Source organism: Kitasatospora sp. NPDC001132 (genome assembly GCF_053598415.1).
The window spans coordinates 187,935-203,150 of the sequence record NZ_JBSFKF010000013.1; the positions used below are offsets into that span (position 1 = coordinate 187,935).

General features: G+C 75.2%; 11 protein-coding genes. All 11 read right to left on the reverse strand.

All coding sequences use genetic code 11. The features are described 5' to 3' along the window. Positions 1-340: 340 nt before the first annotated feature. Positions 341-1,078 carry a DUF4097 family beta strand repeat-containing protein gene (locus ACWDBE_RS20010; RefSeq protein ID WP_449808673.1) on the reverse strand — a complete coding sequence of 246 codons (738 nt, stop codon included), beginning with the start codon at positions 1,076-1,078 and terminating at the stop codon, positions 341-343. Beyond that, the gene (gene sbnB, locus ACWDBE_RS20015; protein ID WP_449788395.1) at positions 1,075-2,139 is read right to left on the reverse strand and encodes a 2,3-diaminopropionate biosynthesis protein SbnB; all 1,065 of its coding nucleotides are present in this window, start codon (positions 2,137-2,139) and stop codon (positions 1,075-1,077) included. Before sbnB ends, ACWDBE_RS20010 begins: the two co-directional genes overlap by 4 nt. 32 nt (positions 2,140-2,171) lie before the next feature. Beyond that, positions 2,172-2,900, reverse strand: a complete 729-nt coding sequence (gene fabG, locus ACWDBE_RS20020; protein WP_392868119.1) for a 3-oxoacyl-ACP reductase FabG — start codon at positions 2,898-2,900, stop codon at positions 2,172-2,174. Beyond that, positions 2,897-4,015 carry a beta-ketoacyl synthase N-terminal-like domain-containing protein gene (locus ACWDBE_RS20025; protein WP_449808674.1) on the reverse strand — a complete coding sequence of 373 codons (1,119 nt, stop codon included), beginning with the start codon at positions 4,013-4,015 and terminating at the stop codon, positions 2,897-2,899. The genes fabG and ACWDBE_RS20025 overlap by 4 nt, the downstream gene beginning before the upstream one ends. Then, positions 4,015-5,280: a beta-ketoacyl-[acyl-carrier-protein] synthase family protein gene (locus ACWDBE_RS20030; protein ID WP_449788392.1), complete on the reverse strand. Its 1,266-nt coding sequence runs from the start codon at positions 5,278-5,280 to the stop codon at positions 4,015-4,017. The genes ACWDBE_RS20025 and ACWDBE_RS20030 overlap by 1 nt, the downstream gene beginning before the upstream one ends. Next, complete coding sequence (locus ACWDBE_RS20035) at positions 5,274-5,525, reverse strand: acyl carrier protein (RefSeq protein ID WP_449788391.1); 252 nt, start codon at positions 5,523-5,525, stop codon at positions 5,274-5,276. Before ACWDBE_RS20035 ends, ACWDBE_RS20030 begins: the two co-directional genes overlap by 7 nt. A gap of 97 nt (positions 5,526-5,622) precedes the next feature. Further along, positions 5,623-6,426, reverse strand: coding sequence for an ABC transporter permease (locus tag ACWDBE_RS20040; protein WP_449788390.1), 804 nt, complete (start codon positions 6,424-6,426; stop codon positions 5,623-5,625). Beyond that, the gene (locus ACWDBE_RS20045; RefSeq protein WP_449808675.1) at positions 6,423-7,406 is read right to left on the reverse strand and encodes an ATP-binding cassette domain-containing protein; all 984 of its coding nucleotides are present in this window, start codon (positions 7,404-7,406) and stop codon (positions 6,423-6,425) included. Before ACWDBE_RS20045 ends, ACWDBE_RS20040 begins: the two co-directional genes overlap by 4 nt. A gap of 3 nt (positions 7,407-7,409) precedes the next feature. Next, the gene (locus ACWDBE_RS20050; protein WP_392868104.1) at positions 7,410-7,613 is read right to left on the reverse strand and encodes an MbtH family protein; all 204 of its coding nucleotides are present in this window, start codon (positions 7,611-7,613) and stop codon (positions 7,410-7,412) included. After that, positions 7,610-14,845 carry an amino acid adenylation domain-containing protein gene (locus tag ACWDBE_RS20055; protein ID WP_449808676.1) on the reverse strand — a complete coding sequence of 2,412 codons (7,236 nt, stop codon included), beginning with the start codon at positions 14,843-14,845 and terminating at the stop codon, positions 7,610-7,612. Before ACWDBE_RS20055 ends, ACWDBE_RS20050 begins: the two co-directional genes overlap by 4 nt. Then, a partial coding sequence (locus ACWDBE_RS20060) for a phosphopantetheine-binding protein (protein ID WP_449808677.1) occupies positions 14,842-15,216 on the reverse strand: 375 nt, incomplete at its 5' end. The genes ACWDBE_RS20055 and ACWDBE_RS20060, both read right to left, overlap by 4 nt.

Below are 15,216 nucleotides of genomic sequence, written 5' to 3' on the forward strand. Positions count from 1 at the left end.
TGGCGCCAATGTTGGGCTGCGGAGGCGGCTTGGAGCCGGTCGCACCGAAGCCGAGCCGGGGGCCGTCTGCGTGAGCGATGCGTGAGCGGACGGGGCAGCACGTGGCGGTTCGGACGGGATCGCGGATCACGGTGCAACGTCCTGACCTGCGGTTTCATCACCAAGTGATCGATGCTGGCAGCAGCCATCATGATCACTCCCGGGCTCGTAATGCGTAGGTCGCGGGTTCGAATCCCGCAGGCGGCTCCATGGTGAAACCCCAGGTCAGGTCTCTGACCTGGGGTTTTCTCGTTCCGGGGGCCGGGGCGGGCCCCCGGGTTGGGTGGGCGGGCCGCGGGTGTCAGGGGGTGGCGAGGACGGAGACGTTGCCGACGTCGGAGTGCAGGTTCAGGCGGGTGGCCGCGGACGGGTCGTTGGTGACCCGTACGGTGCGGTCGCCGACGTCCGTCGAGGCTTCCACGGCGTAGTGGCCGTTCGGGACGCGGAGGGTGACGTCGCCCGCGGAGCTGGCGGCCTTCACGTTGCCCGGTGCCGCGGCGAAGGTCAGGTCGATGTCGCCGCCGTCGGTGCTCGCCGTCAGCGCGCCCGACACGTCGTCGGCCTTGATGTCGCCCGCCTCGCTGTGGAGTTCGCCGCCGCCGGTCGTTCCCGTCAGGGTGACGTCGCCGGCCGAGCCGCGGAGGTTGACCTTGGCCCCCTTGGGCACCTCGACGGTGTAGTCCACCGAGCAGGTCGCGTTCGCGCCCAGGACGGAGCCGCAGCCGCCAGCCGACAGGGTGAGGGTGCCGCCGTTCCGGGTGCGGGTGGTGGTCGGCTTCGTCGACCGGTAGCGCACCGTCTCGGTGACCTTGGTGGTGCTGCCGCCGGCGGGACGGGTGACGATGTTCCCGTGGCCGGTGGTCACCACCAGTTCGGTGACCTGCTCGGTGAACTCGAACTCCGCCACGTGGGCGGGCCCGTCGCCGACGCCGGTCACGTCGCCGGCGTCGCAGCCGGCCGGGCCGGCGACGGCGATGACCGCGACGGCGGAGACGACGGCGGTGCGCCGGACGCGCCGGACGCGCCGCGGCAGGGTCACTGTCGGCCTTCCGTGGGCGCCGGATCCGCGAGCGTCCGGCCGTAGCGGTCGGTGTCGTGGAAGAAGTCGGGGACGGTGCGGAGGTCGCCGGCGGTGGAGACGGCGTCGTAGACGTGCTTGGCGACGACGAGGTCGAGGACGCCGAGGCCGAAGGGGGAGAAGACGACGGGCTTGTCGGCGGGCGGGGCGATGCGGGCGGTGAGGACGTCGTCGAGGGTGCCGGCGATGAACTCGCGGTTGCCGACGGCCTGTTCGGTCAGGTGCGGGGAGGTGTCGGCCTTGAGGCAGTGTTCGACGTCGTCCACCGCGTTCCAGGCCGAGAGGATCACCTCGGTCGACAGGTCGCGCAGTGACAGGTGCAGCACCAGCGGAGCGTGGTCGAACCAGGCCGGGTCGTGGACGTGCGGCTCGCCCGCGACGGTGGCGAAGACCACCAGGTCGCTGGACCGGATCAGGTCCTCGGCCGTGTCGTGCACGGTGACGTCCGAGGGCTGCGCCCCGCGCAGGTGGTCGGAGAGGCCCGCGGCGTGCTCGGCGGACAGGTCGTACACGCCGATCTCGTCGAAGCCGAACCCGGCCGCCGCGAGGTAGGTGTGCACGTAGCGGGCGATGAGCCCGGCCCCGACGAAGCCGAGGCGGCGCGGCTTGGTGCCGCGTGCCTCGCCGAGCGCGCGGGCGGCCAGGGCGGCCGACGCGGCGGTCCTGGCCGCGCTGATGATCGAACTCTCCAGCAGGGCGAACGGGTAGCCGGTCTCGGCGTCGTTCAGCACCAGCACCGCGGAGGCGCGCGGGATGCCGGCGGCCACGTTCTCCGGGAAGCTGGCGATCCACTTGAGGCCGTGCACGTCCACCTCCCCGCCCACCGAGGCGGGCAGGGCGATGATCCGTGACGAGGGCCGGTCGGGGAAGCGCAGGAAGTAGGAGTCGGGGTTGACGGTCTCACCGGCGCCGTGCAGCCGGTACGCCTTCTCGACCGCCGTGATGACGGCCTGCTCCCGGCCGGCCGTGGCGTGGTGCACCTGGGCGCCGGAGATCACGGCGAAACTGGGAATCCGGGACATGGTCACTTCTCCACGGGCTAGGGATGGGTGGGTCAGAGGGTGAGGCCGCCGTGCACCTCGAACACCGATCCGGTCACGTAGGCCGCACGGTCGGAGGCGAGGAAGCCGACCAGTTCGGCGACCTCCTCGGGACGGCCCAGCCGACGCAGCGGCACGTTCTGCAGGATCCGCCCGATCGCGGCCTCGGAGGCGCCGCCCACCATGTCGGTGTCGATCAGGCCCGGCGCGACGGCGTTGGCCCGCACGCCGCGCGGACCGAGTTCCTTCGCCAGGCTCTTGGTGAAGGCGATGATCCCGGCCTTGGAGGCGGCGTAGTTGGCCTGCCCGGCGTTGCCGGAGATCCCGGAGACCGAGGACAGGTTGACCACGCACCCGCGGCCGCGCTTGGCCATGCCGGGCACCGCCGCCCGGCACAGGTGGTAGACCCCGTCCAGGTTGACGTTCAGCACCTGCCGCCAGTCCTCGTCGCCCATCAGCACCAGCGGACGGTCCCGGGTGATGCCGGCCGACGCCACCACGGTGTCCACCGGCCCCAGTTCGCGCTCCGCCTCGCGCACCCAGGCCCGTACGGCGGCGCCGTCCGAGGTGTCGCAGCGGGCCGCGACGACCCGGGTGCCCAGCTCCGCCGTCTCCTTCAGGAGCGACTCGGCGGCGGCCTCGTCGGACCGGTAGCAGAAGGCCACGTCATGGCCGTCCCGGGCGAGCCGCAGCACGACCGCCCGTCCGATGCCCCGCGAGCCTCCGGTCACCAACGCGGTCATGGCGTCACCTCGAGGAGTCGCAGTACGGCGACGGCGACGGTGCCGTCCCGGTCCACCGCCGAGACCAGCGCCACGCGGCCGGCGGCCGTCGGGTCGGCCCCGGCGAGCACGAGCAGCGCCGCGATCTGCAGCGTCGCGGACGCGGCGCCGGTGTCGCCGAGCAGTGTCATCGACGGGATCCGGTCCAGTGCCTCCGGCGGCACCAGCCCGGCCAGCGCGGCGTGCTCCGCCGCGCCCTCCGGGGTCGGCGCGGCCGTGGGGACGGCGGCCCACACCTCCTCCGGCGCGACGCCCGCCCGGTCGAGGGCGCGGCGCGCGCAGGAGGCCACGGCCGCCCGCGGGTCGTCGTCCACGTCGATGCCGGTGGAGACGTCCAACACCACGGCGAGCGGCGGCAGCCGGCCGGCGCCGGCCGGTTCCAGCAGCAGCAGCCCACAGCCCTCGCCGAGCAGCGGGGCGGGCTCCCCCGGGGTGCCGGCGGCCCGCTCCAGCCAGGCCTGGGTGGGGGCGAACTCCTCGGCGGAACCGACCAGGCAGTTGTCGGCGCGGCCCTGGTCGAGCAGGCGGCGCGCGTAGTTGAGGGCGAGCAGGCCGCTCACCCGGCCACCGCCGACCGTGGCGTTGGGGCCGCGCAGGTCGTGCCGGATCGCGGCGGCCCCGGCGGAGTGGTTCATCACGCAGCCCGGGATCAGGCCGACGTCGACGTAGAAGGGCCGCGCGTTGGTCAGCGAGCCCCGGATGACCGCGGCCATGGTCTCCTTGCCGCCCATGGTGGTCCCCATGACCAGGCCGGTGCGTTCGTCGGTGTGCGGTACGGGCCCGCCCTCCGGGTCGGCCAGCAGCTGGTCCGTGGCGAGCAGGGCCATGACGGCCAGCCGGTCGAGGGTGTAGCTGTACTCCCGGCCGAGCAGGCCGGGACGGTCGAGGTCGGGAACCAGGCAGGCGTCGGGGCGGGGCAGTCGCGGGCCGTCGGGCTCGGTGCGGGCCGCGGCCAGGCCCGAGCGCACCCCGTCGGCGAAGTCCCGCCGGGAGAGGCCGTGCGCCGAGACCGCCGACCAGCCGGTGATGACGAGACCGTCGGCCGGCACGGGTACTGCTTCCGCGGGCGCGGACATCAGACACGCTCCTTGAGGGAACCGAGGATCAGGACGGCGTTGTTGCCGCCGAAGGCGCTGGAGTTGTTCTGGACGATCCGCACGTCAGCCGTGACCGCGTGGTTGGGGACGCAGTCCACCGGGCACTGCGGGTCGGTCTCCTGGTGGTTGATCGTCGGCGGGATGAACCCGTTGTGGATCGACAGCGCGCAGGCGGCGGCGGCCAGGGCGCTGGCCGCGCCCATCGAGTGGCCCAGCATCGACTTCAACCCGACGGTGCGGGGCGGGTGTTCGCCGTAGACGTCGACGATGGCGCCGGCCTCGGCGGCGTCGTTGGCGCGGGTGCCGGTGGCGTGCGCCGAGATGTAGTCCACCTGGTCCTTCTTGACTCCCGCGTCGGCCAGGGCGAGTTCCATGGCCCGGGCGACGCCGTCCCGGCTGGGCGCGGTGGGGTGCTGCGCGTCGCAGGAGAGCCCGTAGCCCAGGACCTCGGCGTAGATGCGGGCACCGCGGGCGAGGGCGGACTCCAGGGACTCCAGCACCAGGACGCCGCCGCCCTCGCCGGTGAGGATGCCCTTGCGGTGCACGTCGAACGGCCGCACCACGTCGGGAGTGATGGCGCCGAGCCGCTGGAAGGTGGCGAAGGTCTTGCGGCACACGGCGTCGGCGCCGCCGCACAGCGCGATGTCGGCCTCGCCGGAGCGGATGACGTCCAGGCCGTAGCCGATGGAGTAGTTGCCGGCCGCGCAGGCCGTGGTGAGGGTGACCGCCTCCGCGTCGCGGAGCCGCAGTTCGCGGGCGACCGCGGTGGACAGCCGGCCCGAGCCCAGGCGCCGGGCCAGCACCGGGTCCAACGCGTCGGGGCCGCCGTCCCCCAGCTCCTGCTCGACCAGGGTGCCGAGGTCGTGGGACTCGCCGTCGGTCGTGCCGATGCTGATCAGCACGTGCCGGGCCGCGAGCTCCTCGTCCGTCAGCCCGGCGTTCTCGACGGCCTGGCGGGCCGCGGCGACGGCGAAGTGCCCGGCGCGTCCGGTGTAGTCGAGCGGGATGTTGCGGATCCAGCGGGCCGGCTCGAAGTCCTCGACCTCGGCGGCGTTCTTCCGCAGGAATCCGGTGGTGTCGATCCGGGTGAGCGGGCGGGCTCCGGAACGGCCCTCCCGCAGTGCCACGGCGTACTCGTCGGCACCCGTGCCTATGCTGCTGATGACGCCGATGCCGGTGACAACGACGGTGCGGCGGCTGCGGGCCGCCGGCCGGGAGGCAGTGGACAAGGGACTCCCTACCATCCCGCCGCGCGCGCGGTGACCCGGTGGATCGCCTCGACGTCGACCATCTCGGGCAGTTCCTCCATGTCGATGACGATGGTGAACTCCATCTCGATCGCGCTGAGGATGTCGATGAGCTTCAGCGAGTCCACGCCCAACTCGTCGACCAGGTGCGTCGAGTCGCCGAGGGCGGAGGACTCGACGCCGATCTGCTTCGCGACGATCTCCTTGATCCGGGTGTAGTGCTCAGGGGTGACGGTGGACATGGTTCTCCTTCGAGCTCGACGCTTCAGGCCCCGGTGGTTCCGGACGCCAACCTAGGAGGCTCCGATGATTGGCAACTGACATCCCGCTGACGTTGGATCACCGCCCGACGGCGCGCCGGAATCCGCGCAGCGCGGCGGGTACGACGGCCAGCAGCACGACCCCGAGCGAGAAGGCGACGACGATCCCGGGGTGGGTCGCCGGGAACCCGGCGGCTGCCGGCCCGGTCGGCTCGTTGCCCCACAGGTGGCGGCAGACGGTGATGACGGAACTGACCGGGTTCCACTCGGCCGCAGGACGGAGCCAGCCCGGCAGCCCGCTCACCGAGACGTAGGCGTTGGACAGGAAGGAGAGCACGACCAGGATCAGCGCCCCGGTGCCGTCGATCGCCTCCACGTTCCGCATGGTGGTGCCGAGCAGGATGCCGACCCACAGCATGACGAAGGAGAAGGCGAGCAGCACCGCGAAGCCGGCCGCGATCCGCCCCGGCCCTCCGTGCGGGCGCCAGCCGAGCAGGAGGCCGAGACCGGAGACGGCCGCCAGCCCGGCCGCCGCGGTGAGCATGTCCGACAGGGCGCGGCCGACGAGCACGCTGCTGGCCGATATCGGCAGCGAGCGGTAGCGGTCGACCAGGCCGTCGCGCAGGTCGACGGCCACGCCCAGGGCGGTCGGCCCCACCCCGGCCAGGGCGACCTGGGCGGCGATCCCGGCCATGATGTAGTCCTCGTAGGAGGCCACGCCGGGGATGGCGATCGAGTCGCGGAACAGGTAGCCGATGGCGATCAGCATGACGGCGGGGGTCATGGTGACCAGCAGCAGCCTGCCCGGCGACCGGCGCAGATGGCGCAGGTGGCGGCCGGTCAGGACTGCGGTGTCGGCCAGATAGGCGGCCAGCGCCGTCATGGCTGATCGGTTCCTTCCGAGGAGGGGGCCCCGGTCGGGGCAGCGGCCCCGGTGAGGGCGAAGAACACGTCGTCGAGCGAGGGCCTGCGGACCTGGAAGTCCGCGGCGGTGATGCCGCGGCCGCGCAGTTCGGAGGCGGCCAACGCGACGTCGTCCAGCCCGTGTTCGAGCGGGACGGTGACCCGGCAGCCGTCCTCGTGGACGGTGGGGGCGCGGCCGCCGAGCGCGGCGAGCGCGGCGGCCGCCGCCCGCAGCTGTCCGGGCTGGGCCACGGTCACCTCCAGGCTGTCAGTGCCGACCTTGCGCTTCAGCTCGTCTGGGCTGCCCTCGGCGACGACCCGGCCGGTGTCGATGACCACGACGCGGTCGGCCAGCTCGTCCGCCTCCTCCAGGTACTGGGTGGTCAGCAGTACGGTGACGCCGCCGGCGACCAGGCCGCGCACCTCGTTCCACAGCACGTTCCGGCTGACCGGGTCGAGGCCGGTGGTCGGCTCGTCGAGGAACAGCACCTCGGGCTCTCCGACGACGCAGGCGGCCAGGTCGAGCCGGCGGCGCATCCCGCCGGAGTAGGTGCCGACCGTCCGCTCCGCGGCGTCCAGCAGCCCGAAGCGGTCGAGCAGTTCCTGGGCGCGCGCCGCCGCGCCGCGCCGCCCGAGCCGCAGGAGCCGGCCCAGCAGCACCAGGTTCTCCCGGCCGGTCAGCAGCGCGTCCACAGCGGCGTACTGCCCGGCCAGGCCGATGCGGCGGCGCACCGCGCGGGGGGCGCGGGCGACGTCGTGTCCGGCCACCACGGCACGGCCGCCGTCCGGTTGCAGGAGGGTGGCGAGGATCCGGACGGTGGTGGTCTTGCCGGCGCCGTTCGGGCCGAGCACGCCCAGCACCGTCCCGGGCGGCACGGCCAGGTCGATGCCGTGCAGGGCGGTGTGGGTGGCGTAGCGTTTGCTCAGCCCCTCGGCGAGGATCGCCTTGTCGGTGGCCACCGGTTAGCCCCGGTTCCGCAGGCTCAGCGGTCGCATGTCGGTCCAGTGCCGCTCGATGTGCTCGACGGCGCCGGCGCGGTCGGTCTCGGCGAGCGCGACGGTCCAACCGTCCGGCAGGTCCGCGAAGGACGGCCACAGCGAGTGCTGGTCCTCCTCGTTGACCAGCACGAGGAAGCGGCCCTCGGGGTTGTCGAAGGGGTTGCTCATGAGTTGTCTCCCAGGTCGTCGGAGGTCGTGCGGTGGGTGGCGGCGGGGGAGTGCAGGGCGGCCAGCCGGTGTTCGACCAACCGGCCGATCGCGGCGGCCGGGCCCGGGCCCAGCATGTCCGCGTGGGCGCAGGGCACCGGGTGGACGTCGACCCCACCGGTCACGTACCGCTCCCAGGCCTTGGCGCGGATCCGTACGTCCTGCCCGTCCGGGGACCCGGTGGCGACCAGCAGGGTCATCCCGCCGTCGAAGGTCTCCGGGGTGTGGCCGCGGAACAGGTCGACGTTGGCGCGCATGACCGTGAGCAGCCGGGCCAGGGCGGCTTCGTCGAAGGCCGCGAGCGGGCCGCCGGTCCGGGCGAGCAGGGCCGCGACGGCCTCGACGGTCGGCCGGGGCAGCACGTCGGCGCCGAGGCCCGCCTCGGTGAGGAAGTCCGTGAGGAACTCCTCGTCCGTGGGCCGCGACTCGGGGGCGGAGTCCGGGTAGGCGTCGAGGTTGGCGAGGAAGGCGACCTCCTCGCCCTCGGCGCGCAGCCGCACGGCCATCGCCTGCGCCACGATGCCTCCGTAGGACCAGCCGAGCAGGTGGTAGGGGCCGCTGGGCCGGACGGTCCGGATCCGGGCGACGTAGTCCTCGGCGACGGCGGCGAGGTCCCCCGGCGGGGTCTGCTCGCGGGCGAGGCCGGGCGCCTGGAGGGCGTGGACCGGCTGCTCCGGGTCGAGGTGACGGGCGAGTTCGGCGAAGGGCAGGCCGAAGCCCAGGCCGCCGTGCACGCAGAACAGCGGCGCCCTGGATCCGCCGGAGCGGATCGGCAGCAGCGGGGCGAGCAGGTCGACCGGGCCGTCGTCGGCGGCCGGCCGGCCGGACTCGTCAGGGCGGCCCGCCACGGCCAGTTCCGCCAGGGTGCGGTACTGGAAGACGGCGGCGAGGTCCAGCCGCAGCCCGGCCCGTCCGGCGGCGTTCACCAGGCGGATGGCCTTGAGGCTGTCGCCGCCGAGCGCGAAGAACCCGTCGTCGGGGCCGACCGCCGCCAGTCCCAGCACCTCGGCCGCCGCCTCGCAGATCACGCGCTCGGCCGGTGTGCGGGGCAGCGCGGGGGCCGTGTCCGCCGGTGCCGGGGCGGGCAGCGCCGCGGTGTCCAGCTTTCCGTTGGGCGTCAGCGGCAGCTCAGGGAGGAGCACGAACGCGCCGGGGACGGCGTGGGCGGGCAGGGTCCGGCCCAGGTCCCGCCGGAGGTCCGCCGGTTCGGGGGCGGGGCCGTTCGGCGCGGGCACCAGGTAGGCGACCAGCAGGCGGTCCCCGGAGCCGTCGTCCCGGACGGTGACGGCGGCCCGGGCGACCGACGGGTGCGCGGCCAGGGACCGTTCGACCTCACCGGTCTCGATGCGGTAGCCGCGGACCTTCACCTGGTGGTCGCCGCGGCCCGTGAAGTCCAGGCGGCCGTCCGCGTCCCAGCGCACCAGGTCGCCCGTGCGGTACATCCGGGTGCCGGGCGGGCCGAACGGGTTCGCGACGAAGTGCCCGGCGGTCAGCCCGGGGCGGCCGAGGTAGCCGCGGGCCAGGCCGGGGCCGGCCACGTACAGCTCGCCGACGGCGCCGTACGGGACGGGGCGCAGGCCCTCGTCCAGGACGTACACCGAGGTGTCGCCGATCGGCAGGCCGATGGGGACGGAGGAGGCCTCGGGCGCCAGCTCGTGCACCTGGTGGACGGTGGCGATGACGGCGGCCTCGGTCGGCCCGTAGGCGTCCACCACCGCCGTGCCGGGCAGCGCCCGGCGCAGTCGGCGCACGTGCTCCGCCGAGACGGCCTCGCCGCCGGTGAGCAGCAGCCGCAGCGGGGCGAGGCAGGCCGGGTCGAGGTCGGCGATGACGTTGACCAGCCGGGGGGTGAGCAGGGAGACGGTGACGCCGGTGTCCCGCAGCAGTGCGCCGAGCCGTCCGGGGTCGGTCGGCCCCGGCGGGTTCACCGCCAGCCGGGCGCCGTGCGCCAGGGCCGTCCACACCTCGAACACCGAGGCGTCGAAGGCCGGCGAGGCGTTCCACAGGAAGGTGTCCGCGCGGGCGAAGCCCAGCGCGGGCATGCCGCGCACCAGCCGGGCGGTGGCCCGGTGGGAGACGCCGACGCCCTTGGGGGTGCCGGTCGAGCCGGAGGTGTAGATGACGTAGAGCAGGTCGTCCGGGTCGGGCCCGCCCTCCGGCGCGGTACCGGGGAGGGCGTCGATCTCCCGGCGGGTGCGCGGGTCGTCCAGGCGGACGACCGCGCAGCCGCCCTCCGGGTCGGCGCCCGCCGCCCCGGCGGCCAGGGACTGCTGGGTGAGCAGCACCCGGGCGCCGCTGTCGGTGACCATGTGCCGCAGCCGGGCGGCCGGGTAGGCCGGGTCGAGCGGCAGGTAGGCGGCACCGAGCCTTGCCGCCGCCAGCATGGCGACGACCGCGTCCGGCCCGCGTTCCAGGCACAGCGCCACGATGTCGCCCCGGCCGACGCCGCGGGACGCCAGATGGCGGGCGGTCCGGTTGGCGGCGGCGTCGAGGCGGCGGTACGTCATGGCGCCGTCGAGGCCGGTCCCGGTTCCGGTGGCGAACAGCAGCGCGGTCGCCTCGGGCGCGGTGTCCAGGTGGGCGTCGAACAGGGCGGTGACCGTGGTGCGGGGCGTGTCCACGGGGCCCTGCCCCAGGGCGCGCAGGTCGCTGCGCGCCTCGGGGGTGAGGACCTCCAGGTGGGAGAGCGGGCGGGTGGGCGCGTCGGTGGCCGAGGCCAGCAGCCGCAGCAGCGCGGCGGCGAGGCGCCGCACGGTGCGCTCCTCGAACAGGTCGCTCGCGTACTCGATCGCCAGGTCCATCCGGTCGGCCTCGGGGCCCGCGGTCAGCTGGACGAACAGGTCCCACTTGGCGGTGCTGCCCGCGGTCGGTACCGGCTCCATCGTGAGGTCCGGGCCGGTGCCGGGGACGGGATCGGCGTCCCGGCAGTCCAGGATGACCTGGAACAGCGGATTGCGGGACAGCGACCGCTCCGGATTGAGCGCCTCCACCAGGCGCTCGAACGGCAGGTCCTGGTTCTCGTAGGCGGCCAGGTCGAACTCCCTGACCCTGGAGAGGAGTTCGGAGAACGAAGGATCGCCGGAGGTGTCGGTGCGCAGCACCAGGGTGTTGACGAACATGCCGACCAGGCCGTGCAGTCGGGCGTCGCCGCGCCCCGCCACCGGGCTGCCGAGGGGGATGTCGGTGCCGGCGCCGTAGCGGGTGAGCAGGGCCGCGAGCCCGGCCTGCGCCACCATGAACAGGCTGGTGCCGCAGTCGCGGGCGAACGCCCGTAGTGCGCGGACGAGTTCGGCGGGCAGGGGTAGGTGCACCGTGCCGCCCCGGTGGGTGGCGAGGGCCTGCCGGGGCCGGTCGAAGGGCAGCCCGATCTCGACCGGCAGTCCGTCCAGTGCCCGCCTCCAGTGGGCGAGTTGGCGGGACAGCTCGCTGTGCGGATCCTGCTCCGAGCCGAGCAGCTGCCGCTGCCACAGCGTGAAGTCGGCGTACTGGACGGGGAGTCGGGTGAAGGCGGGAGGCCGTCCGGCGAGCCGGGACCGGTACGCCTCGGCCAGGTCGTTCGCCAGCGGCCCGAGGGACCAGCCGTCGGCCGCGATGTGGTGCAGCACCAGCGCGAACACGTGGTCGTCGGGCGCCAGGGCGAACAGCGTGGCCCGCAGCGGGGGGCGGGCGGCGAGGTCGAAGCCGCGGGCGGCCTCGGCGGCGAGCGCCCGCGACAGCTCCTCCTCGGTGCAGTCCACGAGGGGAAGCGGCAGGTCGACGGCCTCCGGGGCGAGCACGCGCTGCTCGGCGCCGGTGCCGTCGCCGTCGACGGCCGGGAAGACGGTCCGCAGGGACTCGTGGCGGGCGACCAGGTCGCGCAGCGCCGCCCGCAGCGCCTCGGCGTCCAGTGCCCCGCGCATCCGCACCGCGAAGGGGACGGCGTACAACCCGTCGGGCACCCCGAGCCGCTGCAGGAACCACAGCCGCTCCTGCGCGTGGGAGAGCGGGACGGACGCCGGCCGCTCCCCGGCGACGAGTTCGGGGAGCGCGCGGGGCTCCGCGCCGTCCGCGTCGGAGCGGTCCGGGCGGGCGGCCAGCAGGGCGGCCAGGGCGGCGGGGCTGGGGGCCTCGAACACCTCCCGCACCGACAGCGGGCTCCCGAGCCTGGCCCGCACCAGGTTGGCCACCCGCGCGGCCAGCAGCGAGTGCCCGCCGAGGGCGAAGAAGTCGTCGTCCGCGCCGACCGGGTCGAGGCCGAGCACCTCGCCGAGGATCGCGCACAGCTCCCGCTCCTGGGCGGTCCCGGGCGGCCGGCCGGCGGCGGTGTGTTCGGGGGCGGGCAGCGCCCGGACGTCCACCTTGCCGTTCGGGGTGACCGGCAGCGCCGCGAGCACGACCAGGGCGGCGGGCACCATGTGGGCCGGGAGGGCCGCGGCGGCGTGCGCCCGCAGCTCCTCCACGTCCAGCCCGGCGCGGCCGGAGGGCACCGCGTAGCCGACCAGGCGGCGGTCCCCGGGCCGGTCCTCCCGGACCGTCACCGCGACGTGGGCGACGGACGGGTGGCTCCCGAGCACGGCCTCGATCTCGCCCGGCTCGATGCGGAAGCCGCGCAGCTTGACCTGCTGGTCGGCGCGGCCGACGTAGTCCAGTGCGCCGTCCTCCAGCCGGCGCACCACGTCGCCGGTGCGGTACATCCGGGCGCCGGGCGGCCCGAACGGGCAGGCGGTGAACCGGGCGGCGGTCAGGCCGGGACGGTCGTGGTAGCCGCCGGCCAGCCCGGGGCCGGCCACGTACAACTCGCCGGCCACGCCGGTCGGCACCGGCCGCAGGGCCGAGTCGAGGACGAACAGCCGGAAGGCCGAGACCGGTGAGCCGATCGGCGGCCTGCCCGCGCCGTGCAGCGGTTCGCTGACGCTCGCGCAGACCGAGGTCTCGCTCGGCCCGTAGGCGTTGCGCAGCTCGACGCGGGCCGACCAGCGTTCGGCCAGGGCCGCGGGAAGCGCCTCACCGGCGGTGAACAGGCGTAGGTCGGACGGCAGTTCGGCTTCCCCGGGCAGGCCGGCCAGGACGGTCGGCGGCAGCACCGCGTGGTTGATCCGGTGCGCGAGGAACAGGCGGGCCAGCGCCTCCCCGGACATCCGGCTCTCCGCCGTGGCCAGCACCAGGGCGCCGCCGGTGTAGAGCGAGGCGCACAGCTCCCACACCGTGGCGTCGAAGCTGAACGACGCGAACTGCAGCGCCCTGGCCCCCGGCCCCGCGCCCAGCCGGGCGGCGTGGTGGGCGGCCAGGTTGACGGCACCCTCGTGCGGGACCACGACGCCCTTGGGGCGGCCGGTCGACCCGGAGGTGTAGACGACGTAGGCGGGGCTGCCCGGTGCGGCGACGACCGGGCGCACCGGGGCCCCCGGGGCCGGCGCCGGCCGGGACTGCGGCAGGTCGAGGTCGACGCGCGGCGCGGCGCAGCCGTCCGGCAGCCGGGTCGCCGAGGTGGTGACCACCAGCGCGGGGGCCGCGTCGGCGAGCATGTAGGCGATCCGCTCGGGCGGATAGGCCAGGTCGACCGGCAGGTACGCGGCCCCGGCCTTGAGCACCGCGAGCAGCGCGACGATCATGTCGGCGCCGCGCGGCAGGGCCAGGGCCACGAAGGTGCCGGGGCGCGCGCCGGACGCCGCCAGCCGCTCGGCCAGCCGGTCCGAGGCGGTGTCGAGCTGCCCGTAGTCCAGGGTGCGCGCCGCGGCCGGGTCGTCCGGCCGGTCCTCGTCCGGGACGATCAGGGCGGGTGCCCCGGGGTTCCGCTCCGCGTGCCCCCGGAACAGCTCGTGCAGGGTGGCGCCGCGGGTGCGGTCGTCGCGCAGGTCGGGGCCGGCGCCCGGCCCCTCGGGAGCCTCGCCGCCGCCGACGATCCGGGCCAGCGGGGTGTCGGGGGCCGCGGCCGTCCGCTCCAGGGCGTCGACGAACAGGTCGAGCGCGCGGGCGGCCGTGCGGGCGCCGTCGCCGTCGAACGCGCCGGGCGCGTGGGCGAGGGAGAGGTCGAGCCCGTCGCCCGGGGTCACGGTCAGGCCCAGCGCGAAGTGGGTGGCGGTGCGCACCCGGATGTCGTCGAGAACCAGGCCGCGGTCGTCGGAGGGCGCCGTCCGCGCCATGGGGTAGCTCTGGAAGGCGACCGCGGTGTCGAACAGTTCGCCGTGCAGGCCGGCCGCGGCCTGCACCTCGGCGAGCGGCAGGTGGGTGTGCGGCAGCAGGTGCACCTGCTGCCGGGCCAGGGCGCGGACCAGCTCGGCGACGGTCCGGTCGGGGCGCAGCTCGGCGCGCACCGGCACCGTGTTGGCGAACAGCCCGATCATCGTCTCGACGCCCGGCAGCTCGGCCGGACGGCCGGAGGTGACGGTGCCGAAGACCACGTCCCGGCGGCCGGACAGGTAGCCGATCGCCACCGCCCAGCAGGCCTGCACGGCCGAGTTGAGGGTGACGCCCTCGGCCGCGCACCAGGAGGAGAGCGCCCGGGTGAGCGCGGGGGAGAGGGCGGCCGAGCGGACCTCGGGCAGCGCCCCGGCGTCCGGTCCGACGGAGTGCGGCGCGAGGCGCAGCGGGCCGTCGAGGCCCGCCAGGGTCTCGGCCCAGGCGGCGCGGGCGGCCTCCCGGTCCTGCCCCGCCAGCCAGCGCAGGTACGTCCGGTACGGGGCGGGCTCGGGCAGCGGCTCGGCCCCGGCGAGGCCCGCCAGGGCGAGCAGCTCCCGCGCGGCGAGCGGCATCGACCAGCCGTCCAGCAGCAGGTGGTGCACCGACCACAGCAGCCGGTGGCGGCGCCGGCCGAGCCGGATCGCGGTGAACCGCATCAGCGGCGGCCGGGCCGGGTCGAAGCGCTCCAGCCGGTCCTCGTCGGCGATCCGGTCGGACTCGGCGCGGCGCCTGCGGTACGGGAGGCCCGCCAGGTCCACCTCCCGCCAGGGGACGTGGACCGAGCCCTCGTCCAGGACCACCTGGACGATCTCGCCGTTGCGGCGGGGCCGGAAGCAGCTCCGCAGGTGCGGGTGGCGGCCCAGCAGCGCCGCCGCCGCCTCCCGGAGGCGGTCGACGGGCAGCTCGCCCTCGACCCGCACCGACAGCTGGAGGACGTACGGGTCGGGTCCGCTTCCCTCGGCGGCGAGGTAGTGCAGCCCCTGCTGGAGCGGGGAGAGCGGCAGTGCTTCGACGATCCTCGGCTTGCCCGTCACAGCATGTCCTCGTTCAAGTCGTTCTCCATCAGGGCCAGTTCGTCGTCGTCGAGGGCCAGCAGGGGCTCCTGCGGCGCGGCGGGCGGCTCGGGCCGGTGCGCCTCGGCGACCTCGGCCAGGGCCGCGACCGTCCGGCCGGCGAAGACGTCCCGCACGGCGAACACCAGGCCTTCGAGGTGCGCCCGGCTGACCACCTGGATCGCCCGGATGCTGTCGCCGCCGAGGGTGAAGAAGTCGTCGTCCGCGCCCACCCGTTCGACGCCCAGCACCTGCGCGAAGACGGCGCACAGGGCCTCCTCGCGGGCGGTCCGGGGCGCGCGCGGCGCGGCGGCGGGGCCGTCCGGGGCGGCGGCCGGCGCCGGGGCGGCCGC

Excerpts from the sequence above, each read along its gene's own strand:
- sbnB (WP_449788395.1), bottom strand. The coding sequence starts at position 2,139 with ATGTCCCGGATTCCCAGTTTCGCCGTGATCTCCGGCGCCCAGGTGCAC.
- fabG (WP_392868119.1), bottom strand. The coding sequence starts at position 2,900 with ATGACCGCGTTGGTGACCGGAGGCTCGCGGGGCATCGGACGGGCGGTC.
- ACWDBE_RS20025 (WP_449808674.1), bottom strand. The coding sequence starts at position 4,015 with ATGTCCGCGCCCGCGGAAGCAGTACCCGTGCCGGCCGACGGTCTCGTC.
- ACWDBE_RS20030 (WP_449788392.1), bottom strand. The coding sequence starts at position 5,280 with ATGGTAGGGAGTCCCTTGTCCACTGCCTCCCGGCCGGCGGCCCGCAGC.
- ACWDBE_RS20035 (WP_449788391.1), bottom strand. The coding sequence starts at position 5,525 with ATGTCCACCGTCACCCCTGAGCACTACACCCGGATCAAGGAGATCGTC.
- ACWDBE_RS20040 (WP_449788390.1), bottom strand. The coding sequence starts at position 6,426 with ATGACGGCGCTGGCCGCCTATCTGGCCGACACCGCAGTCCTGACCGGC.
- ACWDBE_RS20050 (WP_392868104.1), bottom strand. The coding sequence starts at position 7,613 with ATGAGCAACCCCTTCGACAACCCCGAGGGCCGCTTCCTCGTGCTGGTC.